Origin of the sequence: Enterococcus sp. BSD2780061688st2 D3, assembly GCF_005844145.1 — a bacterium.
Classification (GTDB): domain Bacteria; phylum Bacillota; class Bacilli; order Lactobacillales; family Enterococcaceae; genus Enterococcus_B; species Enterococcus_B durans.
The window spans coordinates 91010-112904 of the sequence record NZ_SPHN01000011.1 but is presented as its reverse complement, the minus strand read 5'-3'; the positions used below and the strand labels follow the sequence as shown (position 1 = coordinate 112904).

Genomic DNA, 21895 nt, shown 5'->3' with positions numbered 1-21895 from the left:
TCCGCCTGGTATCCGCCGAAGCATTTACTCAACTAATTTAATCGAATCTTTCAATAAACAAATCAAGAAATACAGCCGCAGAAAAGAGCAGTTTCAAAATGAAGAATCACTAGAGCGTTTCCTAGTATCCATCTTTGATACATACAATCAAAAATTCTTAAATAGAAGCCATAAAGGCTTCCAACAAGTGACGGATACATTAGCTTCAATGTTTACTGAGTAACCCATTATTTTGCAGAAGGACGAGTTATTTACACAAAATTATTGACGCTCCCTCACTCAAGCATACCTTCAAACAATAATAAATATTTCTTTAGTATTATACTATAATAAAAAAATACTTTGATATTGTAAAACATTTGAAATGAAAAAGAAATGATTTTCATAAATTCTTTAACTATTAAAATCTGGTGTCAGCGGCTATAAAATAGGGATTTATAATAAATAAAATAAAAAATGCAACAGCTGTTTTCAGTATATTTACATAAAAAAAAGAGCGGCAACTGTCTTTTTCCGCTCAAAAACTTATTATATGATAATCGTTCCATTCTCAATTAGATGATTAAAAAATAACTATATAAATATAAAAAAACGCTTTAATCAAGCGTTTTCTGCATGTGATCATATAAATGTCCGCTAATTATCCGTTGACCGACTACTTTAAACCCGTGACGCTCATATAATTTTTTTGCCTTGGGATTTTGTTCATCAACGCTCAGACCAATCACTTTTCTTTTTTCTTTTTCTGCTAATTTTGGTAAAGCAGAAAGCAATTTAGAACCAATGCCATGTCCTCTGAATTCCTCAGAAACAGAGATTGAGTCTAAGTACCATTCATTAGGAAATGTTTCTTGATCGATAAAGAGCTGTTCTGTCTCTTCGATCCCATGTTTTTTGAGGATTTTTTCTAGCGGCTTGTCAATAAATGGTTCATCTGCATCTGTATACCCATAGGCAACTCCAGCTACTTTCCCATCTAATTCTTCGACGATCCCTCTTGTATAACTATAACGATAGGTAGGATCAGTGATTGCTTCCTCTAGGATTTCGAGGGTCTTTGTTGTCCCATATTTTTGTAAAAATGGCAGTTCCATATCATTCAAAATAACTAAAATAAGTGGTGCGATTTCGTGCGCATCTTCTTTTTTTGCAAAACGTATCATTTATTTCTCTCCTTTTTTTCATTTTATCATACTGAAAAATAAAGAGCAAAGTCGTTATTTTAAATAATCTTCAATTTTTTGTGTCACAAAATAGCCATGTGTAACGATTCGTGTAGCTTCTGTACGGCAATACGGGCAAACAACAGGCATTTCTTTATCTTGATGTTCGACCACATTATTGACTTCTTCATAAGCAAATTTCTTTCCACAATTTGGGCATTTCATTTTTTCCATAATTGAACGACTTCCTTTCATTCCTTCACATAAATAGCTTACTCTCATATCAAAAAAAAGAGAAGCGATAACACTTCTCTTTACGCTTGAATCAACAACCGTTGTGTCCGTTCATTATCCAACAAATCAACTTCATAATAGAGCTTGCTATTTTTGATCAAAAGCTGCCAGTCTTTTGCCTTCGCTCTTTTTTGCCCACATTGCTTCAATGCTTCTTTCATCGCGGCTTGCGGTGTTTTAACACTAGAAACTGCATCTATATCAAAGGTAACGTAGGACCTTTTTTCGGTTTTTTCTACTGGATTTATCTCTGTTTTACCCGTTGTTGGGTCGATCACTACAACTTGATCCTGATAGATGAATAGATATTCAAAGGTGTTATTTGTTTGATTTTTTACATCTTTTTTGGAAATAAATTGGATAGCATCTACTTTTTCTTGATGCGCTTCCTCCTTAAAAATCGTTGTTGCCTTTTTCAATGAGATACGATAATCCTGTTCACTGATATCATCATAGCTAAATGTCGCATCCAACAATCCTAAAGACGCTGTGATGCCGATAATTACAATAATAGCTAAGCTAAAAATCACTTTTTTCATCACTTATCTCCTGTTTCTTTTTTTTCAGGATAACAGGATTTTTTCGAAAGAAAAATCGAATGAGTTAAAAAAAAAGTGACATTTTTGTTACATCACTCATGTAATTCTAATGGCAAGCCATCTGGATCAAAGAAAAAAGTCATTTTCTTGCCAGTAAACGTATCCTTTCTTATGGGTTCGGTTTCGATCCCTTTTTCATGGAGTTCCTTGATTGTCTGTTCGATGTTCTCTACTTTAAAGGCTAAATGCCTCAATCCACATGCTTCTGGATAGTTGGGGCGTTTTGGCGCATCGGCCATTCCAAAAATTTCCAGTTCTGCTTCGCCAAGTTTCAAATCCAATTTATGATCGTTGCGTTCCGGCCGATAATTTTCCCGAATAATAGCAAAACCTAATTTATTAACATAAAAATCACGTGATTTTTGATAATCCGATACAATTATTGCTACATGATGAATAACAGAAAGCTCCATACTACTTCTCCTTTTCACTGGTTATTCTTTCATTTTACTCGTTTTGTTCTCAGAAAACAAAAAAACGGCGGAAGCAGAAGCAACTCCTTCGAAAATAAGCCGAAATTCAAAAAAACTGAAACACAATTTTTATGAACCCCTTCTTATTTATCGGAGTAAAACACTTCTGTCCCGACCTCGTCTTTTCATTCTTTAAATGTAAAGTTCTTGATATTCTCAAGAAAACAAGCAATCGTAATCATAACACAGATTATTTTTAATTGAAAGACTAGATTTTTTTTTAGAAAAGAATACAATAGGTTGTGTTGTAAAAATTAACAAACACTACATTTAGTGTCTAAAGGAGTTTTATATAGATGAAATCATATTTTCGTTTTTTAGCACATCAGTTAAAGGGCTGGCCACAACAAAATTATTATTTATTCTTTTTTAGTCTTGGTTGTCAAATCATGACACTAGTCAACAGCCCAATCACTTGGCTATCCATTGTTGCCTTTATTGGAACAAATCTTGGTGTATTGTGTATTTTATCGATCAATGCAGCCAAATCTGTTAATGGTATTTTAGGTATATTATCTGCGATTTGCTTTATTATTGTCGGGTTTTCCGCCAAAAATTACTTAAGCATCGGCGAACAGATAGCCTATATGATTACTTTAGACATCCCAGTATTACTAAGTAAAGAGTGGAATCATAACATGGCATCAAAAATCCGGAAATTTACAGGAAAAATTTGGTTCATCGCAATCATCTCTACCATCATCGTTTATTTCGTCTCTGGTTTCTTGATTGGCACATACACAGATGATCCACGCCCTTGGGTGGATGCAATTGCTTTTTCAATCAGTTTATCCGCTGGTGTCATTAGCTTCTTACGTTACAACAATCAATACTATTGGTGGTTGGCTTCTGGATTAGCTCAAATGGTTCTATGGTATATCTCTTTTACCCATGGTTCTGCAAGTCTAGCAATGTTCGTCAATAGTTCTGTATACTTATTGAATGATGTACTTGCTTTCACTGTTTCTCCTTGGTATAACCAAAAAGAACGTGAACGGATGCAAAAAATGGAAGAGGACTATTACTCTCAACACGCTTAATACTTCCTCTTGAGAAAAGATATTCCTAAAAAATGCGGTAAACCATGGCTTAGAAATTTTTCTAGCCCTGGCTACCGCATTTTTTTGATTTGTTGCTCACACTCCCCTTTTTGAAATACTCAAGTGGAAATCTTCGCAATTCATTGTTTCCAATTTGAAATTCTGATTTTTTGCAATGTCCTACTGTTCTTTTATAGTAACTCTTTTAGCAATCGTCTTATTTCGGTCTTATCAGACCGAGCAACATATTCGATTTTTCGATAGTAGTGTAATGCTTCTTGTTGCTCATCTGATAACTGATAGCCTTCTCGCTCTAGGTTCTTCAAAACTGGTATTGTTCCTTTTTCCTTTACCGATTGTGCTAGTTCCTCCCACTTTTTTTCGGACACGATTTTTGGTCGTGGTACTGTCTCTTCCTGTAACTCATAGGATTTTTGTTTTTTTTCTTTTCGTAATACCTTCAAAAAACCATTACGCATCACTCGGGGAATACTATCAAAAAAACCTTCTGAAAAACCATAGCGTACATACTGTTCCCAGATAAACAAATAGATTGCCGGCTGGATAAAGCGTTGATCCTGAGCCAATCTCTCGATTTCGGTCTTTTGTTGTCTTCCTGCCATTTGCTTTGTTTTGCGCAACGTTGCGATAAATGCTTCAAAAAAGGCGATAGATTGTTTCCTTCCGCCTTCGATTGAAATAGATGCCCAATCCTTTTGTAAAAATATTTTATACTGATGGAGAAATGCTTCAACATCTTTTTCTAAAGCATCAGAGAAGTCATCAAATAGTTCTTTTTTCCCACGAAGTGTTTTTGTACTTCCTGTAATTTGTTTTTCGATCTGTTTGATTTCATGACTCAATGCTTGATGATCTGCAATATAGATAGGCATTTTAGCCAAACGGAAGTCTGCTAGTCGTTTAGTTAGCTTTTCATCTGGAAGATAAGGATTCTTCAGTTTACGATTTTGGTAGAGCATAAAGCAATATTCTTGCCATAAATCTTCTGGGAACTCAATATTTTGCTGTTTCAGCCATAAAAGTTCGTCTAAGGCTAGATCGACCTTGGTCATTCCTTGGTTGATCGACGTAGCGATCTGTGGACTTACATGGAGGTGTTCAGCAAAATGATTGATCCCCAATTTCAGCTGTTTTCCAGTCTTCGGTGATTTGACGACATACTGTACTTTTAGTTCTCTTCCACAATCACAATACAATTTTTGTTGCCTTCTTTTGGTTCGAAAAAAAGGATTGATCTTAAAATCTTCAAACACCCAATCTGTCGCTGCCAAATAGTTTTCTTCCATGAAGCGCGAATTGATCAGATAACGTCGATGCTGATCGACTAACTTTCTTTGGTCTTTTGTCAGTTTTTCATAGATCTCCCATCTTTGATTACTGGTATATTGTTTCGATATCTTGATGGGATAAGTCTTATTGATTTCTCTAGGGTACCATTCTTGAAGTACTTGTTGCCATTCTTCCACTACTTATTGTTTCCTCTCAAAAAAACAATCGACTGATAGATATCGTTTATCTACCAGCCGATGCTATCTTCTCTTTATTAGTGAGTAGTTCCTGCGTTACCAGAAATATCCTCTTTATTTGTAACAGCGGCTTCAACAGCATACGTAAGTGAAGCAGCAATATCATCTAGTGACATCGACGGTGTGCCGGCTGGGCGATCAATCACTTGATCTGGTGAAAATGGCACATGAACGAACCCACCGCGGATCGTTGGAAATTTTGTATTGATTAAATGAAGGAGACGATACATGATATCGTTGCAGACAAAGGTTCCTGCTGTATAAGATATATAAGCTGGAAGTCCATGATCATGAACGTTTTTCGTCATCGCTTTGATTGGCAATAAAGTGAAATAAGCTGCTGGTCCGTCTGGCTCCAATGCTGTATCAAATGGTTGGTTTCCTTCATTGTCTTCGATCCTAGCTTCTGCTAAGTTGATCGCAACACGTTCAAAAGAAACAGCTGAACGTCCTCCCGCTTGCCCGACACAAATAACGATTTCTGGTTGATGTTTTTTGATTGCTTCTTCTACCACTTGGCCGCTTTTAGCAAAAACAGTCGGTACTTCAACTTTAATGATTTTCGCGCCTGCGATTTCATCAGGCATTTTTTTCACTGCTTCATAAGCTGGGTTGACTTTATCTCCACCAAATGGATCAAAACCTGTTACTAATACTTTCATCTTACATTCCTCCGTTATTGTTAATGGACTACTTACTTATTATAAAGTTTATGCTATTTAAATACAATCATATACACGATTTGGAAAACTAACATAAAGATAGCCACAAACAATTGATTCTTGATTACGCCATATTTATCTTTCATTTCTAACATTGCGACTGGCACGATGTTGAAGTTCGCAGCCATCGGTGTCAATAATGTGCCACAGAACCCACATGTTAAAGCAACCATTCCGATCAATGCTGGATTTGCTCCTTGACTGAATACAAATGGTGCTCCGATTCCGACTGTCATTACCGTGATTGCTGCAAAAGCATTTCCCATGATGATCGTAAAGATAACCATCCCTAATGCATAGATGATGATTCCAACATCTACATTTCCTTCTGGGACGATCGTACCTACAGCATTAGAAATCACAGTACCAACACCAGCGCTAGTGAAGACAGCACCTAAAGAAGCTAACAACATTGGTAGCATACTTAAAGGTCCTACTGTGCCTAACATGTCTGCCGCATCATCCAAGAAAGTTGTTGGACGATTGTCTCTTGAGAAAAACATCAAGATAAGCATTGCGACAAATACACCAACACCAACACCAACTAATGCACCAAGTTTTGTGAACAGCGCGAATAAAATAGCAAGGACACCGATACTCAATGCAGGAATAAAGATTTTCATCCCTAATTTATCTGACATTTTTTCCATATATTGCTTTGAAGGTAAACGACTTTCACCTTTACTTACTTTTTGCGCAATTGCTGGAATCGTCATAGCAAAGATCAAGATCCCATTGACAAGTGCAGGTATCCAACGTCCACCGGCAATGACTACACCTAAAATTATCCAGAAAAATGCGGAGCCATAACGATGTGGGTTGCTTTTATCGTTGATATTTCTGAACCCTGTATAAATAAGGACTAGACCCATGATAATATATAGTACTTCTAATAATTTATCTCCCAATAAAATTTCAGGACTTGTAAAAAAGCTCATTTTATTGCCCCTTTCCTGAATAATATTTCTTCGCTATTTTTTTCTCTTTTAGATAGAAGTAACCACTCGCAACCACTAATGCAACGATTGCTACTGGTATTTCAACTAAAGCTAATTGTCCTAATGTGACTTCATAGCCTAGATCTTTCAATGTAGATTGAACAAGCAATGCACCTGCTCCCCCTACAAACAGTACTTGACCAAAGAACCAGCAGATATTTTCCATTGCAGAAGACATCCCTTTTAATTCTTCTTCGTGTCTTGGATCGATTTCTAATCCTTTTGATTCAACTGTCCCTAAAGCCATCGGCATGATGATTGGTCGAACAAAACCTGCCACCCCACCAAAGCTGACATTGAATGCGGCAAAAATCATTCGAAATACACCGTAGATGTCGATGATCATTCCTGCCGATACTTTTCTGAAACGTTTGATTAAAGAAGCGGCTGATTCTTTCAGACCATTTCTTTCTAGTGTTCCTGTAGCAAGCATGATAATAATAAAAATTGCCATTCCTCGATTGTTGACAAAACTTGTCCCTAATGTTTCAAGCATGCCGCCTATTCCTAGACCTCCTGTCAGCGCCGTTACAACTAGCGCCACCATTACGATCAAGATTGAGTCTAATTTAAGGGCAAAACCGACAATCACGATCAATACTCCTAAAAGACTAAGATAGTTCTCCATATGTTTTCCTCCCCCAAGATTACAAGATGTTTTTTTATTATAAATCAAAAAGCAATGAAAATATAGTCAAAATCCAATTAAATCCACTTCTTTTTGTGAAAATTCAGTCAATTTCATTAAAATTCGCTTTTTTTATTGGTTATTCTAAATTTCTTATTTTCTTATAATGACTCTTTCCAAACAATTTTCTATGCTTATCCTGTCTGTTTTTTTACTTATAGTAATCAAAAAACAAAAATGTGGTATACTATAGCTACAAAAATAAATACACAACTGCCACCGGGTAGTATAAAAGAGGAAAAGCATTCCATTAGGTCTTTGAAGGAATGTTTCTCCTCTTTTTTGTGTAGAAGGAGGAATGACTTATGGCATGGATCGAATTGATTTTTGCGGGTCTCTTGGAAGTTTTTTGGTCAACGATGATGAAGTGGAGTGACGGCTTTTCTAAATTAAATTATTCTCTTTATACAGTTCTCGGTATGATTGCTAGTTTTTATTTCCTCTCAAAAGCAATCAAGACTTTACCTATGAGTTTGTCTTACCCCATTTGGACAGGTATCGGCGCGCTTGGTTCAGTCATCGTAGGAGTTGGGTTGTTCCATGACAAATTAACTCCGCAAACCTGGTTCTTTGTCGGACTTTTATTGATCAGTATTATTGGAATAAAGATGACAAGTGGCCATTGATCCCCTTGAAGAAACCAATGGTAGAGCATATGACTTTTAAAGAGTAAAGCATATTTCAACTATTTATTATTTGGTAGATGTCTCCAGAATATCTGCTAAATCGAAAAATCATCGGCTCTTGACACAAAAAAATCCAAACACCTTGAAGTCTTCTATTCAGTCCAGTTAAGGTTGAATAAAAAGATGATCTCGGATGTTTGGATTTTTCTTTTTAAACGTGTAAGATCCCTGTCGCAAACAAAACAGAAGCGATCAAACCAATCATTGTGACGACGATCAATAAAATCCTGTCTAGATGGAGATGTGGTATCGGTTCATTCTGTTCTTTTCTCGCCCTCAGGTAAAAAACGATACCTGGCAAGAATAAAACTAAGACCAACATCACTTCATTGAATGCTACAACAAGCATGGCCCAGACCTGAAACGCCGTAGCTAAACAACCTACCAGAAATTGAACCCATTCTTTTCTTTGATAAGAGAGTTTCATTTGATATAACCCTAAGAATAACCAAGTAAAGAAAATTGCTGCTGTACCTAGCGTATACGCAAAATTATACGCGCTGTCTGTAAATAATAAAGAGAGCAAGAAAACATTCGTACAGATAGTTGTTAAAATGATCGCGTATGTTGGTGCGCCTTTTTTGTTCACTTTTCCCCAACGTTTTGGCAATAATCCATCATCCGCCATGTTTCGCATGGTTTCAATCGGTAAGATCGTCCAAGACAGCCAAACACCGACTAAGGAAATGATCAATCCTCCATTGATCAGAACAGCTCCCCATTTTCCTACCATCATTTCAAAGACATACCCCATTGCTGGCTGTGTATCGATTCCTTGTAGTTCTTGCATCGACATCGTGCCATACGGAAGCATTGAAACAAGGACATATACAATGATCAATCCGAAAATCCCCAGAATCGTTGCTTTTCCGACATCTGATTTCTTTTTAGCCCTAGAACCCACGACTGAGGCCCCTTCAATCCCAACAAACACCCACAACATCACCATGATACAGCTCAATACCTGACTTGAAAAAGGAATTGGTTGCCCATTGGCATTCAAAATGATCTCGCTCGAAAAATTATCTATAAACTGTTGGATCGAAAACGTGCTGATAGCAACAACAATAAACAAGAATAACGGAACAAGTTTGCAGATTGTGACAATAGCATTTACATAACTGGCATTTTCGACTCCTCGATTGACTAACCACGCATACCCCCAAAGAAGGATCGTACTCATAATGATCGATGCAACATTTTGCCCTCCGTCAAAGACAGGGAAAAAGTAGCCTAGTGCGCTCATCAATAGTGTAGCAAAAGCCACATTGCCTAGCCAACACGTCAGCCAATAACCCCAGCCACTGATAAAACCTGCGAAACGACCAAAACCTGCTTCTGCATAGCTGAAGATTCCACCCTTTAGTTCTGGACGCTTTTTATTGATATTATTAATTGATAACGAGAGCATCATCATTGCCGTACCTACAAGTACCCAACTGAAAATAGCGGGGCCTCCAGCCGATCCTGAGATGTCCGTCATGATACCAAACACGCCACCTCCGATTGCTGACCCAATTACTAAGGCCGCTAATGGAACCAATCCAATTCCTTTGTTCTGTCGCTCTGTATCCATTTAAACATCCTCCAAAATTAAAGCGCTTTTAGCAAAAGTATAGCAAAACTTCGTCTAATTTACTTTATTTATAAAAATTCTAATAGAAAAATAATTGTAACGATTCTTTTCTAATTATACAAGGAATTTGAATATTCATCGACTCAAAACCCTTTCACAAAAAGTACCAAAAAGATGCTATACTAAATAGGAATGATTGGAGGAAATGGCATGAATATTTTGTATCTATCCATCTCTGGAAATACACGTGCATTCGCTAAACATATAGCGGAATATGCTGAAAAGCAACACGCAGATAATCCTGAGATGCCGGAGATTTCATTAAAAGAAATCCATGAAAACAGTCCCTTTGAAAAAGAAAGCGAACCTTTCTTTACTTTTGTTCCTACCTATTTAGATGGTGGAAACGGCCTGGACAACGGAGACACTGAGATCTTGACTGAAACGTTGCGTGAATATCTTGAATATGAAGAAAACCATACACTTTGTCTTGGTGTCGTTGGAAGTGGTAACAAAAACTTTAACAACCAGTACTGCTTGACCGCCAAACAGTACGCAAGAAAATTCGGCTTCCCATTTCTCGCCGACTATGAATTACGAGGTACTCCTACAGATGTGGCAAATGTATATGCGATATTAGCTAAAACTTTTTCTGCACATAACGCGAAGTAGTCCTCTTAACAATAGAGTGGATAATCGTAAAAACTACCGCCCCTGATTGTTAGAAATTTATTCTGACAACCAAGGGCGGTAGTTTACTTTTTGTGTTTTCTATGCCTTTGTTTCGACATCCATCACTTGTGTTTTTGCTTTTGCTTTACCCGTTTTTTCAAGAACAAAATTTGCAACACGATCCATATTTGTAACAAGTACCATCATCGATGTTTCTTTTCCAGCTGATTTGATTGCTGCCAAATCCACATCCGCAACTAATGTATCTGAGGTCACTTGCTGTCCTTCTACAACTTTTAGATCAAAAGGTTTGCCACCGAGATCAACTGTATTGATTCCCATATGGAGCAAGATCTCCAAGCCATTTGCTGTAGTGATGCCGATCGCATGTTTTGTTGGGAAAACTGAGCTGACCTTCCCTGTGACAGGAGAATAGATTTGTCCATTTACAGGTTCAACGAAGTAGCCTTCCCCCATCATTTTTTGTGAAAACACAGGATCACTTGCATTTTCAAGCGGTTCAACAGTTCCATCCGCAACTGCTGTCAATGTGATTTCACTTGTACCCATGTTCGTTGCAGCGACAGTTGATGCAACAGGTTCATTGATGATCATTTCTTCTGCAAGAGCTTCTTTTTCCAATTGTTCTTTAGGGATTCCAAAGAAGAAAGTTGCTACAAATCCACCTGCATAAGCAGCTAATAACCCTAAGACATACCCATACCATTTTCCATCAGAAATCAATGGAATCAATGCAGCTCCAGAAGGTCCGATCGCAATGGCGCCGACATTTCCGATCATTCCGATTACAGCACCACCGATACCTCCACCAATACAGGCAGTGATAAATGGTCGGCCTAATGGTAATGTTACTCCATAGATCAATGGTTCACCAATCCCTAAAATCCCAACAGGTAATGCACCTTTGATCATTTCAGTTAATTCTTTGTCTTTTTTGCAGCGGACCCATAAAGCCAAAGCTGCACCGACTTGTCCTGCACCAGCCATTGCTAAAATAGGTAATAAAAGTGTTTTACCTGTTTCATCAATCATTTGTACATGGATAGGTGTTAAAATTTGATGCAATCCAAACATAACCATTGGTAAGAAAAGTGTCCCTAATACGAAACCTGAAAAGGCACCGCCGACACCTAGCACCCAGTTGATGCCGCCAACCATACCGTCTGAAATAAATCCAGCTAATGGCATGATCAAGAAAATTTCTACTAACCCGATCACGATCAATGACAGTGTTGGTGTGACGATGATATCGACTGAATCAGGAACTACTTTATGCAATTTTTTCTCTACGATCGACAATAACCATACCGCAAAGATAACTCCTAGGATTCCCCCTTGACCTGCTGCCAATGGATCACCTGTAAATAAGTTTTTAAGAGGTGCTTCTGGGTTCATCCCAGTAAGCATAACAACCGCACCGATTACACCACCAAGCGTTGGTGTTGCGCCAAATACTTGGGCCGCATTGATACCCGTGTAGATAACTAGATAACTAAACATTCCGTTTTTCAGAATATTCATGATGTCGATGTATTGTTGCCATGTTGCAGCATCTAACGTACCAGCTGTCACTAAGTTCGCTAAGACTGCTGCAATCCCTGCAACAATCCCTGTTCCTACGAATGCAGGGATCATTGGTACAAAAATATTAGAGATATCTTTCAAGATCGATTTTATTTTAGAAGGTTTCTGTTTTGATTTTTGGGCTGCCTTCATTGCTTGAGCGCGTTCATTCACTAGCGCTTTTCCAGATGTATCCGTACTAGTAGATTTAGGTGTACCAGAAGAAATTTTTTCACCTAGTTTTACTCCGGCTTGATCAACCATTGCTTGAGCGACTTTATTGACTTTTCCAGGACCGATAATGACTTGCAACTGCTCGTCTTCTACTACACCTAGAACACCAGGTATCGCTTTCAATTCATCAACATCGACTGATGCATCGTCGATGATCTTCATGCGTACACGAGTCATACAATGAACAATGCTTTCCACATTGTTCATTCCACCTACTCCAGCATAAATCCGTGAAGCTAATTCTTCTAAAGTCAATTCCTCTTTTGCCATGTGTTTTTCCCCCTTATAAGGTACCTTTTACAAACCCATTTGCGTCAACCAATTTTTCTTGTGCTGTTTTCTTGTCACTGTCTGTTAAAATCATAACGATGGCTAATTTGACATTTTGTTCTGCTTCATTAAAATACTTCTCTGCCGTTTCATAGTCAACGTCTGTTGCTTGCATAATGATTCGTTTTGATCGTTCTACTAATTTTTCGTTGGTTGGTTTAACATCGACCATCAAATTATTGAACACTTTACCAATACCGATCATGCTGATTGTTGAGATCATATTTAAAATCAATTTTTGAGCTGTTCCTGACTTCAAACGAGTAGAACCGGTCAAAAATTCTGGCCCAGCGTCCACTTCAATCGGAAAATCTGCGTGTTTACTGATTTCTGCATCTTTGTTGCACGAAATCGTCGCTGTTTTGGCACCAATCGAGCGTGCATAATCAAGACCGCCAATAACGTAAGGTGTCCGCCCACTTGCAGCAATACCTACAACCATATCGTTTTCTGTCAGATGTAAGTTGATCAAATCTTCTCTTCCTAACTCAAGAGAATCTTCTGCTCCTTCAACAGCCACTGTCATTGCTGCTTCTCCGCCAGCAATCAGCCCAACGACCATTTCAGGCTCTACGCCAAATGTCGGAACACATTCTGCTGCATCTAAGACACCTAATCTTCCACTTGTACCAGCACCCATGTAAATCAAGCGACCGCCTTTTTTGAATGATTCGATTGTTTGTTCGATCACTGGTTCGATATTGCATAACTCCTTTGATACTGCTTGTGCTACTTTTTGATCTTCTTGGTTCATCAAATTGACAGCTTGCGTGATACTCATTTCGTCAAGTCCAAATGTTTGTTCATTTCTACGTTCAGTTGTTAAATTTTCTAAGTTGATTGTATTCATCTAATTTGCCTTCTTTTCTTTTTTGATTAGTTTAAAATTTACTCCTGCATGTATTTGCTCAAGTAACGGTAATTCTTCTTCAATGACTCGCGCTACCCGATTGACTTTTTCATCTGCAGGTAGGTCTCGTTTCGTGATCTGGATCTCACCCATATATCGACAGTATTTCTCATTATCTAAAGTGACCGATCCTTTTTTTCGTTCATTCGTATCACGAACTGGAATGTATGGGATTTCTCTAAAACGTGCATCAGCACTTCTGAGAACATCTCTTGCATCATCTTGGCGATTAGTATGATTTCCTAAAACATATTCAAAAAACTCATGATCGATTACATCTACATGCAATAAAATGCTTTGTTCTTGCTGATAAATCAAAAACTGCTCGCGCACTTCTTCTGACAAACCACCATCACCGATATAAACCAGATCTGTTTGACAAGCGGCTAACTCAATGGCTGCTGCTAAAGGGTGGATATTACGATGTTTTTCAAGTGTTGGCAACCCTTGATAGACTGGTCCGCGTAAATCTTTATCACCTGGAACAAACCCTTGGATCGTGAAGCCCTGTTCTTTTAGCCAGCGGTTCTTTTTCGCATACCACTGATAGTCAAGCCCTGTCTCAGGACGCGGATAGTAATTGTGCCATGCCTCAAGTTGAGTAAAATCGGCTTTAGCTTCTTCTAATTCCTGGACATCTTGAGCTGTTATCGTACTGGCATTCAAACTGATTTTGATCTGATGAGACCAGTCAGCGATTTGTTGATTTGGAATGTGATAGTCCATTCGTAAACCGGTTACACCAATCTGTTTTAGCGGTTTCAAATCTTCAAAAGAAAAACCTGCACGACTTAAAGCATCCCCTGAAATATCAACCATCAAATCAAGCTGATGGTTTTTTGCACATTCTCCCAGTGCCATCAAACGCTTCTTATAGGCCGTGGGATCATCTTCGGGAATATGCATGGACGTGAAGATCCCTTGAAATCCACTGTCTGCCATTTGTTTGATATATGCTTTCTTTTCTTCAGTCAAAGGTTCATTCATAAAAATCGAAAATCCAAACATTTTTCTCCCCCATTTGTGTATCCGTCTTCATTTCTATGAACAGAGTATAACTCGAATGAAATGAAATTTCAACATTTTTATAAAAATATATTAATTTTATTTCTGTAAAGGTTTTTTTGATGTGATTTTGATCAGAAAATAAAATAAAAGACGGACATCTAATGTCCGTCTTCCTCCTATCAAATAAACAATTTCCCAAAGCAATTATATCAAGAAAAGTTCTCATTTTTTCATCACTGATCAAAGAGAATTTCTTTTATTTAATTACGCGCATCCACTATTTTCCCAGCTGACTTTCAACGTTAGAAACTAGTTGCTTTATTTAATCAATCGTTTTTTCGAACGTCACTAACTCAGTATTATCCACATAAAAATCAAAAAAAGTATGATTTGGCATCGGATTGAAATACGCATTGATCACCCGCATCAATGCATTATGGCAAACAAGCAAGTAGACATTCTCTTCATCTTCTAAACACTCTTTTAATAAAGGAACCACACGAGCATAGACATCTAGCACGGATTCACCATTTGGGAAACGTACAGCAAACTCCTGACGTGCTTCCTGAAAAGCTGCGTCTTTGCTCGGTACACCATCATACTTTCCAAAGTCCATTTCGATCAGACGATCATCTTCTTCCATCGATAATTCTAGTCTGTCAGCCACAGCTTGAGCTGTTCGCTTGGCACGTTGTAAAGGAGAATGGATGATTTTTGTCACTGGTATATCTAGTTGTGTGACTTTTTCAGCTAATAACTCTGCTTGTCTTTTTCCTTTATCGGTTAGAGACACATCTGCTCTGCCACAGACTAACCCTTGTGCATTCCAAGTTGTTTCTCCATGTCTGGTCACGTATAACATCAAATAACTTCCCTTCGCTAATTCTGTTTCGATTGTATCATAAATCACTCGTCAAACAAGTTTCTCTTCTTGGATTCATCTCGCTGGTGTCAACAAGACAACCTGACTTGCTATTTTTTTGAGAAATGTTTGATCGTGATCAACGATCAGCATAGGTGGTTTGTTTTCTAAAATCAATTGTTCTAACTGTTCTTGATTAAAGACATCTAAATAATTTAGCGGTTCATCCCAAATGTACAGTTCGGCATTTTGGGACAGTGATTTTGCAAGTTCAACTTTTTTTCGTTGCCCCATACTCATTTGCTCGATTTTATTATGAAAGACTTCTCTTTCCATTCCCAGTTTGCGTAAATTATTCAAAAAAGCTTGATAATCCACTCGATTCTTTTCGGCGAATTCGCTTAGGGTCCCTTTGTTATCTTCATAATTTTGTCGGACATAACTAATCGTTAGCTGTTGCGGCTGCTTGACTTCCCCAACTGCTCTCCCAGTAAAATCTCCAAGAAGGTACTGTATGATGGACGACTTGCCAATACCATTTGGTCCAGTCAATGCCACACATTGGTTTTGTTCAATAGAAAAGCGAACCGGAGCGAAAAGCATCTCGTCATAACCTAATTGGAGATCCTCCACTTCCAATAAGCGCTTATGATGCGTTTTGGTCACATTTATCGTCAATGGATCAATGTATTCAATATCTTTCAACAATTTTTCTTTTTCATCGATTTGCGTTTCCATTCGATTCACGATTGCTTTCGAGCGCTTCATCGTACGAGCCGCATCAGCCCCAATTGCACCACGATTGACTCGTCGGTTCTCTGTATCAATAAATCCAACACTTTTTTTCGTTTTATCTCCTTCACGAGACCGTGCCCATTCTGCTTTTTCAGCAGCAGTTTTCTTTAAACGACTCACTTCTTTTTTGATTTTTTCATTTTGGCCGATTTCAAACGCATCTTTTAACCGTTTTTGCTCTTCATAAACAGAATAGTTTCCTTGATACAATTCCAATTGACTTTTTTCGATCGCCAGCACATGATCAACCACTTCATCGATAAATCCGCGGTCATGACTGACGACAATAAATCCTTGATTCTTCTTTTTCAAGTAATTGGCAACTTGCTTTCTTCCCACTACGTCTAAATGATTCGTTGGTTCATCAATTAATGGAAAATGCTGATCGTCAATGAACAAAAGAGCCAGCAGGACTTTCGTTTTTTCACCACCAGATAGAGTATTGAAGGGGCGCCATAGGATTTCCACGTCTGTCTCCATCAAATTCAGTTCTCTTTCAATCTCCCAAAGCTCAAAATCAGCGATATCAACAAGAACGTAGTAAGTCAAACGCTCTTTTTCTGTTACTTTTTGTGGAAAATAAAGAAATTCTTGTTGGTGTTTTATCTGTCCTTGAAAAGCCAGTTTATTTTGCAGAATAGTTAATAAAGTTGTTTTTCCACGACCATTTCTGCCAATCAGTCCTAACTTCCAAGTTGTATCAAAATTTAGTGTTGCATGATCGAATAATAATGTCGTTTGGTTGTCATAGCCAAAGGTTAATTGTTTAATTTCTATTTTGGACATATTCATTCCCCCTAAAAAAAGACCAGTCCTATTTTCAGAACTGGTCACTAAAGAACGGGAACAAAAAAGAGACCCCACCATTGTGAACTAGCCAATTCTGAAAATCTGCACACTCTCCCCATGGTATGATGGAGACAGTCTTGATGCAGCTTCAATAATTGACTTAAATTCTCAATGCGCGGATCCCTCACTTCACTTTATTTGCCCTTAGGTTAACATATTGTTTTTCTATCTGTCAACTAAGGTCATTCATTTTCTACTAATCTACTAAGATTCTCAGATAAGATACTGACTTTGGTCAGCGTCTCCTCGTGTCCCATTGCTTCTTCTAAAGAGATAGGCCCAAGTTGGATACTGAATACACTAGGTAAAAATCTTGTTAATTCTCCTAAATCTTTCTCACGACTTCCACATAAGGCAATGATCGTTTTTCCATACTTTTTTGCTAACCGAGCGACACCATAGGGAACTTTACCATGAATCGTTTGCTGATCGATACGCCCTTCGCCAGTGATCACAAGATCCGATTTCTTGATTTGTTCTTCAAGACCGATCAGTTGTGAAACAACGGTAAACCCAGAAGCCATTTTAGCACCTAACAATAGTAATGCCCCTCCAATACCACCAGCTGCACCGCTTCCGGACAAACGATCTAGATCGATGCCATAATCTGTTGCCAGTTGGTTTGCTAGACGTACAGCTTGTGCATCTAAAAATGCCAACGTTTCGGGAGATCCTCCTTTTTGCTTTCCAAATAAGCGGGCTGCCCCTTGCGCACCAGTGTAAGGGCTTGTCACATCAGCAGCTATCAATAGTTCGACTTCTCCAAAATCTTCTTGTAGATTTCGAAGATCGATCTTTTTAGTTGAAAGCAATGGATTCCCCTCCGTGATCCCTTCAAGTCGTGCGCCTAACGATTGTAGCAACCCTAAACCGCCATCTGAACAGCCACTGCCACCCAAAGTCACGATGATCTGATCTACATCTTGGTTCTGGGCATCTTTTACTAATTCACCTAAGCCAAAGCTAGATGCTAAACGAATTGTTTGGTCGGTTGGTTGTGTCAGCAAGTCGATCCCAATCACTTCCGTAGATTCAATGACTGCTATCTTTTTACCTTGATAACTCGTCAGCAGATAACGACAGATTTTTTTCCTAAAAAGCAGATCGATTGCTTCCAACTGACGCCACGTACCACCTAGCGCATAATGAATCACCTCTGCTGTCCCTTCGCCTCCGTCAGCTACAGGCAAATTGACTTTTTTACCTTCTGTCAATTGCCATGCATCCAACACAGCTTGGTTTAGTTCGAGAGATGTTGCACTCCCTTTAAAGGAATCAATTGCAGCTACTATATCCATGGTCATTCCTCCTGAATTGTTCTTCTCTCCTCTAGTAAGACACGGCTTCTCCTTTTTTTCAAACAAAACAATGCTCTTTTTTTACTTTTTTATATATACTAAAGAGGTATTGTAAAAAAAGGAGAGATTTTTTATATGAAAATTGCTATAGCCGGTGCTGGCGCAATGGGTAGTCGCTTGGGATTGATGCTTCATCAAAGCGGGAATGAAGTGATTTTGATCGATCGCTGGCCTGCCCACATCGAAGCAATCAGAAACAATGGTCTGATTGCAAATTTTAATGGGAAAGAAATCGTTGAAGCAATCCCGATCTATTCCCCAGAAGAAGTAATAAAAAGTAACATTCAAGCAGATTTGATCATTGCGCTAACAAAGGCGAATCAGCTAGATGGTATGTTTCAAGCAATCAACTCGATCATCACGGAACAGACTCATGTCCTTTGTCTTTTGAATGGTCTTGGTCACGAAGATGTCTTAGAAAAATATGTACCGAAAAAGAATATCTTATTTGGGATCACCATGTGGACAGCAGGATTAGACGGACCTGGTCACGTTACTTTGTTGGGGGACGGTGAGATCGAATTGGAAAATCTTGAACCCGAAGGAGAAGCATTTGCAAAAGAAGTTGTTGCGGTATTCAAAGATGCCAAATTAAATCCAACTTATAGTAGCAATGTCCGGTATTCGATTTGGCGAAAAGCTTGTGTCAACGGTACTCTAAATGGTTTATGTACTATTTTAGACTGCAACATCGCTGGTTTAGGCGAACAGCAACCAACAAATGATATGGTACGTACCATCGTTGCTGAATTTGCGGCAGTTGCAGAAAAAGAAGGTATTGAACTCGATCAAGAAGAAGTAAATCAACATATCCAAGCAACCTATGATCCTGACAATATCGGATTGCATTATCCATCCATGTACCAAGACCTGATCAAAAATCATCGATTAACAGAAATCGACTATATCAATGGTGCGGTATGGAAAAAAGGACAAAAATATGACATTCCAACACCTTATTGTGCATTTCTGACTCAACTGATCCACTCAAAAGAAGGATTACTTGCCGCCAAATAAAAATAGAACGGCAAAAAGAAATTGGGACAGAAATGTTTACAACCGAAAATAAACCGAAATCCACAGGAATTGTTTCTCAATTTTTGTGGATTTTTGCTTATTTTTTAGGAGTTAAACACTTCTGTCCCAGCCTCGTCTTTTTCTCCAATTTCTCAAACCTAAACGACTTTTGTCTCGACCTCTAGCATTGAATGATTTTCAGATTTGAAAAAAATCGCTAAGCTCTTTTTTATAGGTGACAAATATGCTTTCCATGCCCCGTGACAACAGTGTATACAATATCCGCTTGTCTTGAGCGGTATGGAATTTTTCTTTTGAGATATCGTAAAGAATAACATGATCAAATTCTCTTCCTTTAGCGATATCAATAGAATAAATCGAAAAAGATCGTTGGTTTGCCTGTCCTTTGAAATATTCTTCCAAAAAAGCAGCTTCCGTCTGGCTCTTTGTCAATATCGTATAGTGGTTTTCATTTTTCATGAAAGGTGTGATCACCGCCAGCCATTTCCTTTCATTTTCAAAACGAATAAATCGGGGAGACTCTCCTGCTGGGCGAACAGGTACAATTGACAGAGTTTCATCATTGACAAGTTTTGCAAATAGTTTAGTGATCTCCCCACTAGAACGGTAACTCGTTCGTAAATCATAACGTTTTACTGTTCGGTTGTTTGTCTCGAAGATTTTTTGGATCTCACTAAACGGGATCGCCGAATTGAAAATTGCTTGATTTTCATCCCCAACCATAGTGAAGGCTGCTCGGGGAAATAGCGTCAATAACAGTGCACATTGAGCCGGAGTATAGTCTTGGATCTCATCAATCAACAGAAAAGACAGCGATGGTACGGCAAGTTTCTCGACAAACAAATGTCGGTTGAATAAGCGAATTACTGCTTCATCCAAAGTTATTGTAGACTGCTTTAAATAAGGTCGTTGAGTGAACGCTGTATAATAGTGATCTAAAAATCGATCTTCATCGATCCAACTATTATCTTTCAATTGGTCATCAACGACGTGATACCTCATTCTTAATAACTGCATGGTATATTTTTGGATACTCGTTGGAGAATCATCCTCGATCAAATGACCAAAGTATCTTTGTTGTTGTTGTTCAGAAAGTGTTAATACTTGATCCTGTAATTCTTGTTTTTTGCTATTTCTGATCAATTGTGACTCCCACTCACTTATTAATCTTTTTTTAGTTGCCTGTAATCGCTCGATCATTGGGAGTTGAGGCGTAGAGTGATAGATTGACTGAATCTTTTCTTTAGATATAATGACTTTGCCTTTTCGAAGGATCGAGTGAAAAGAAGGTTCGATCAGCGCTGTTTTACTGGCCGCTTCTTGCAGAAAGGCTACAAACTCATTGCTGCGGATCGTTTCTGTCTGAAAAGTTACAGGTTCTTGCAATCGGGAAAAATAGGCTTCTTCATTTTCTAAAGGAACTGTTTTTGCTTCTTGCAACAAGAACGAACAAAACTGCCGAATCGTTTGATTCAAAGGATTCTTTTCACCTAATGAAGGTAAGACTTCCGAGATATAGTGGATAAATTCTTGGTTTGGTGAAAGGATCAGCACATTGTCAGAAGTGATCTGACTACGGTATTGATACAACAGATAAGCAACACGTTGCATGATAACTGAGGTCTTTCCGCTACCTGCGACTCCATTGACCAATAAGGTTTGGCTCGATTGATCCCGAATGACTGAGTTTTGCTCTTTTTGGATCGATGCCGTGATGTCCCGCATCTTTTTTCCGTCGTTCTTTTCTAATGCATCCAATAATACATCATCTTGGATTGCAATCGACGTATCGAAAAAGCGGATTAATTTATCATACGCAACAATTAGTTGCCGTCTGTTTTCTATAGATACAGCAATCATGTGACCATTGACTTGATAGGAAGAATCACCCAACGTATTATTATAAAAAAGTTCTGCAATTGGAGAACGCCAATCATAGATCAAGTTATGACTTTCTTCATCTGCAAAACCGTTGATGCCAATGTAAAAAGATTCGGCGGATTCGCCATCAAGAAAATCAACGACTATTTTCCCGAAGTAGGGTGATTTAAGCAAACGTTCAATGGTAGCCAGTTCTTTTTCTGCTGTCTGTAAGCTCAGGTTCATTTGGTCAATTTCGCGATTTTTGCTCTCAATAGCAGCATAAGTTTCTAGGCTATCTGACAAGTTGTCAAAGTTGAGCCGAATATCCGTCCCCATTGTTTGGAGGTCCTGCAAATGGCTCCCATAGCTTTTATCTAGAAAAGAGCGTAGAGTATTTTTGCGAGTAACCAATTTTTGATGAACAAATGATAAATGATGTTCCTCTAACATGCGTTGCTTTTCCATCCGTTTTCACATCCATTTCCCAGAGTATGTCTCATTATACGAGGTGTTGGCAAAAATACTAGTCTGTTTTTCACTCACTTTTTCCTGTATAATAAATGTAAGGGAAACATACTAAGATTAGAGGGTAAATTCATCGACGGA

The 21895-nt window shown here is 38.3% G+C and carries 21 protein-coding genes; 5 read left to right on the top strand and 16 right to left on the bottom strand.

Going from position 1 to position 21895, the window contains the following annotated elements; translation table 11 throughout:
• A partial coding sequence (locus tag FGQ66_RS10130; protein WP_010776915.1) for an IS256 family transposase occupies window positions 1–223 on the top strand: 223 nt, incomplete at its 5' end.
• 373 nt (window positions 224–596) lie between these two features.
• Here FGQ66_RS10130 and FGQ66_RS10125 read toward each other — a convergent pair.
• The 4 genes from FGQ66_RS10125 to gloA2 all read right to left on the bottom strand — a co-directional run bounded on the left by FGQ66_RS10125 (window position 597) and on the right by gloA2 (window position 2469).
• Entirely contained in the window at window positions 597–1163 is a 567-nt protein-coding gene (locus tag FGQ66_RS10125; RefSeq protein WP_081133946.1) for a GNAT family N-acetyltransferase, read from the bottom strand.
• 54 nt (window positions 1164–1217) lie between these two features.
• On the bottom strand, window positions 1218–1397 hold the full coding sequence (locus FGQ66_RS10120; protein WP_081133947.1) for a P-loop NTPase family protein: 180 nt from the start codon (window positions 1395–1397) through the stop codon (window positions 1218–1220).
• A gap of 80 nt (window positions 1398–1477) precedes the next feature.
• Window positions 1478–1996, bottom strand: a complete 519-nt coding sequence (locus FGQ66_RS10115; RefSeq protein WP_081133948.1) for a hypothetical protein — start codon at window positions 1994–1996, stop codon at window positions 1478–1480.
• Window positions 1997–2088: 92 nt separating this feature from the next.
• Window positions 2089–2469, bottom strand: coding sequence for an SMU1112c/YaeR family gloxylase I-like metalloprotein (gene gloA2, locus FGQ66_RS10110; RefSeq protein ID WP_005878026.1), 381 nt, complete (start codon window positions 2467–2469; stop codon window positions 2089–2091).
• Window positions 2470–2825: 356 nt separating this feature from the next.
• Between gloA2 and pnuC the strand changes: the two genes are divergently transcribed.
• Window positions 2826–3569: a nicotinamide riboside transporter PnuC gene (gene pnuC, locus FGQ66_RS10100; protein WP_113845346.1), complete on the top strand. Its 744-nt coding sequence runs from the start codon at window positions 2826–2828 to the stop codon at window positions 3567–3569.
• Window positions 3570–3760: 191 nt separating this feature from the next.
• On the opposite strand, the gene FGQ66_RS10095 is transcribed toward pnuC, so the two are convergent.
• The 4 genes from FGQ66_RS10095 to FGQ66_RS10080 form a co-directional block, all read right to left on the bottom strand.
• On the bottom strand, window positions 3761–5056 hold the full coding sequence (locus tag FGQ66_RS10095; protein ID WP_081133950.1) for a hypothetical protein: 1296 nt from the start codon (window positions 5054–5056) through the stop codon (window positions 3761–3763).
• Window positions 5057–5133: 77 nt separating this feature from the next.
• Window positions 5134–5778, bottom strand: coding sequence for a pyroglutamyl-peptidase I (gene pcp / locus FGQ66_RS10090; RefSeq protein ID WP_005877278.1), 645 nt, complete (start codon window positions 5776–5778; stop codon window positions 5134–5136).
• A gap of 53 nt (window positions 5779–5831) precedes the next feature.
• Window positions 5832–6776, bottom strand: a complete 945-nt coding sequence (locus FGQ66_RS10085; RefSeq protein WP_081133951.1) for a DUF979 domain-containing protein — start codon at window positions 6774–6776, stop codon at window positions 5832–5834.
• A 1-nt stretch (window position 6777) separates the two neighbouring features.
• Window positions 6778–7464, bottom strand: a complete 687-nt coding sequence (locus tag FGQ66_RS10080) for a DUF969 domain-containing protein (protein ID WP_005877274.1) — start codon at window positions 7462–7464, stop codon at window positions 6778–6780.
• Window positions 7465–7829: 365 nt separating this feature from the next.
• Here FGQ66_RS10080 and FGQ66_RS10075 point away from each other — a divergent pair, with 365 nt between their 5' ends.
• Complete coding sequence (locus tag FGQ66_RS10075) at window positions 7830–8150, top strand: DMT family transporter (protein WP_081133952.1); 321 nt, start codon at window positions 7830–7832, stop codon at window positions 8148–8150.
• A gap of 211 nt (window positions 8151–8361) precedes the next feature.
• Here FGQ66_RS10075 and FGQ66_RS10070 read toward each other — a convergent pair whose 3' ends face one another.
• Window positions 8362–9786: a basic amino acid/polyamine antiporter gene (locus FGQ66_RS10070; protein WP_138302332.1), complete on the bottom strand. Its 1425-nt coding sequence runs from the start codon at window positions 9784–9786 to the stop codon at window positions 8362–8364.
• Between the two features lie 210 nt (window positions 9787–9996).
• Here FGQ66_RS10070 and nrdI point away from each other — a divergent pair, with 210 nt between their 5' ends.
• Window positions 9997–10458: a class Ib ribonucleoside-diphosphate reductase assembly flavoprotein NrdI gene (nrdI, locus tag FGQ66_RS10065; protein WP_138302331.1), complete on the top strand. Its 462-nt coding sequence runs from the start codon at window positions 9997–9999 to the stop codon at window positions 10456–10458.
• 99 nt (window positions 10459–10557) lie between these two features.
• Here the strand turns inward: nrdI and FGQ66_RS10060 are convergent, their stop codons facing one another.
• The 6 genes from FGQ66_RS10060 to FGQ66_RS10035 form a co-directional block, all read right to left on the bottom strand.
• Window positions 10558–12546 carry a glucose PTS transporter subunit IIA gene (locus tag FGQ66_RS10060; protein ID WP_138302330.1) on the bottom strand — a complete coding sequence of 663 codons (1989 nt, stop codon included), beginning with the start codon at window positions 12544–12546 and terminating at the stop codon, window positions 10558–10560.
• Window positions 12547–12559: 13 nt separating this feature from the next.
• Complete coding sequence (gene murQ / locus FGQ66_RS10055; protein WP_104661790.1) at window positions 12560–13456, bottom strand: N-acetylmuramic acid 6-phosphate etherase; 897 nt, start codon at window positions 13454–13456, stop codon at window positions 12560–12562.
• Entirely contained in the window at window positions 13457–14524 is a 1068-nt protein-coding gene (locus FGQ66_RS10050) for a DUF871 domain-containing protein (RefSeq protein ID WP_138302329.1), read from the bottom strand. It abuts the gene before it with no gap.
• A gap of 322 nt (window positions 14525–14846) precedes the next feature.
• Complete coding sequence (locus FGQ66_RS10045; protein WP_138302337.1) at window positions 14847–15386, bottom strand: histidine phosphatase family protein; 540 nt, start codon at window positions 15384–15386, stop codon at window positions 14847–14849.
• A 75-nt stretch (window positions 15387–15461) separates the two neighbouring features.
• Window positions 15462–16967 carry an Lsa family ABC-F type ribosomal protection protein gene (locus tag FGQ66_RS10040; RefSeq protein ID WP_138302328.1) on the bottom strand — a complete coding sequence of 502 codons (1506 nt, stop codon included), beginning with the start codon at window positions 16965–16967 and terminating at the stop codon, window positions 15462–15464.
• Between the two features lie 245 nt (window positions 16968–17212).
• Window positions 17213–18328: a glycerate kinase family protein gene (locus FGQ66_RS10035; RefSeq protein ID WP_138302327.1), complete on the bottom strand. Its 1116-nt coding sequence runs from the start codon at window positions 18326–18328 to the stop codon at window positions 17213–17215.
• Window positions 18329–18463: 135 nt separating this feature from the next.
• Between FGQ66_RS10035 and FGQ66_RS10030 the strand changes: the two genes are divergently transcribed.
• Window positions 18464–19405 carry a 2-dehydropantoate 2-reductase gene (locus FGQ66_RS10030; protein ID WP_138302326.1) on the top strand — a complete coding sequence of 314 codons (942 nt, stop codon included), beginning with the start codon at window positions 18464–18466 and terminating at the stop codon, window positions 19403–19405.
• A 198-nt stretch (window positions 19406–19603) separates the two neighbouring features.
• Here the strand turns inward: FGQ66_RS10030 and FGQ66_RS10025 are convergent, their stop codons facing one another.
• The gene (locus FGQ66_RS10025) at window positions 19604–21739 is read right to left on the bottom strand and encodes a HelD family protein (protein ID WP_138302336.1); all 2136 of its coding nucleotides are present in this window, start codon (window positions 21737–21739) and stop codon (window positions 19604–19606) included.
• Window positions 21740–21895: the final 156 nt, after the last annotated feature.

Coding starts and splice junctions, on each gene's coding strand:
- FGQ66_RS10070 (WP_138302332.1), bottom strand. CDS start 9,786: ATGGATACAGAGCGACAGAACAAAGGAATTGGATTGGTTCCATTAGCG.
- FGQ66_RS10120 (WP_081133947.1), bottom strand. CDS start 1,397: ATGGAAAAAATGAAATGCCCAAATTGTGGAAAGAAATTTGCTTATGAA.
- FGQ66_RS10025 (WP_138302336.1), bottom strand. CDS start 21,739: ATGTTAGAGGAACATCATTTATCATTTGTTCATCAAAAATTGGTTACT.
- gloA2 (WP_005878026.1), bottom strand. CDS start 2,469: ATGGAGCTTTCTGTTATTCATCATGTAGCAATAATTGTATCGGATTAT.
- FGQ66_RS10045 (WP_138302337.1), bottom strand. CDS start 15,386: ATGTTATACGTGACCAGACATGGAGAAACAACTTGGAATGCACAAGGG.
- FGQ66_RS10050 (WP_138302329.1), bottom strand. CDS start 14,524: ATGTTTGGATTTTCGATTTTTATGAATGAACCTTTGACTGAAGAAAAG.
- FGQ66_RS10125 (WP_081133946.1), bottom strand. CDS start 1,163: ATGATACGTTTTGCAAAAAAAGAAGATGCGCACGAAATCGCACCACTT.
- FGQ66_RS10075 (WP_081133952.1), top strand. CDS start 7,830: ATGGCATGGATCGAATTGATTTTTGCGGGTCTCTTGGAAGTTTTTTGG.
- FGQ66_RS10030 (WP_138302326.1), top strand. CDS start 18,464: ATGAAAATTGCTATAGCCGGTGCTGGCGCAATGGGTAGTCGCTTGGGA.
- FGQ66_RS10060 (WP_138302330.1), bottom strand. CDS start 12,546: ATGGCAAAAGAGGAATTGACTTTAGAAGAATTAGCTTCACGGATTTAT.
- FGQ66_RS10035 (WP_138302327.1), bottom strand. CDS start 18,328: ATGGATATAGTAGCTGCAATTGATTCCTTTAAAGGGAGTGCAACATCT.
- FGQ66_RS10115 (WP_081133948.1), bottom strand. CDS start 1,996: ATGAAAAAAGTGATTTTTAGCTTAGCTATTATTGTAATTATCGGCATC.
- FGQ66_RS10080 (WP_005877274.1), bottom strand. CDS start 7,464: ATGGAGAACTATCTTAGTCTTTTAGGAGTATTGATCGTGATTGTCGGT.
- FGQ66_RS10040 (WP_138302328.1), bottom strand. CDS start 16,967: ATGTCCAAAATAGAAATTAAACAATTAACCTTTGGCTATGACAACCAA.
- FGQ66_RS10085 (WP_081133951.1), bottom strand. CDS start 6,776: ATGAGCTTTTTTACAAGTCCTGAAATTTTATTGGGAGATAAATTATTA.
- pnuC (WP_113845346.1), top strand. CDS start 2,826: ATGAAATCATATTTTCGTTTTTTAGCACATCAGTTAAAGGGCTGGCCA.
- nrdI (WP_138302331.1), top strand. CDS start 9,997: ATGAATATTTTGTATCTATCCATCTCTGGAAATACACGTGCATTCGCT.
- murQ (WP_104661790.1), bottom strand. CDS start 13,456: ATGAATACAATCAACTTAGAAAATTTAACAACTGAACGTAGAAATGAA.
- pcp (WP_005877278.1), bottom strand. CDS start 5,778: ATGAAAGTATTAGTAACAGGTTTTGATCCATTTGGTGGAGATAAAGTC.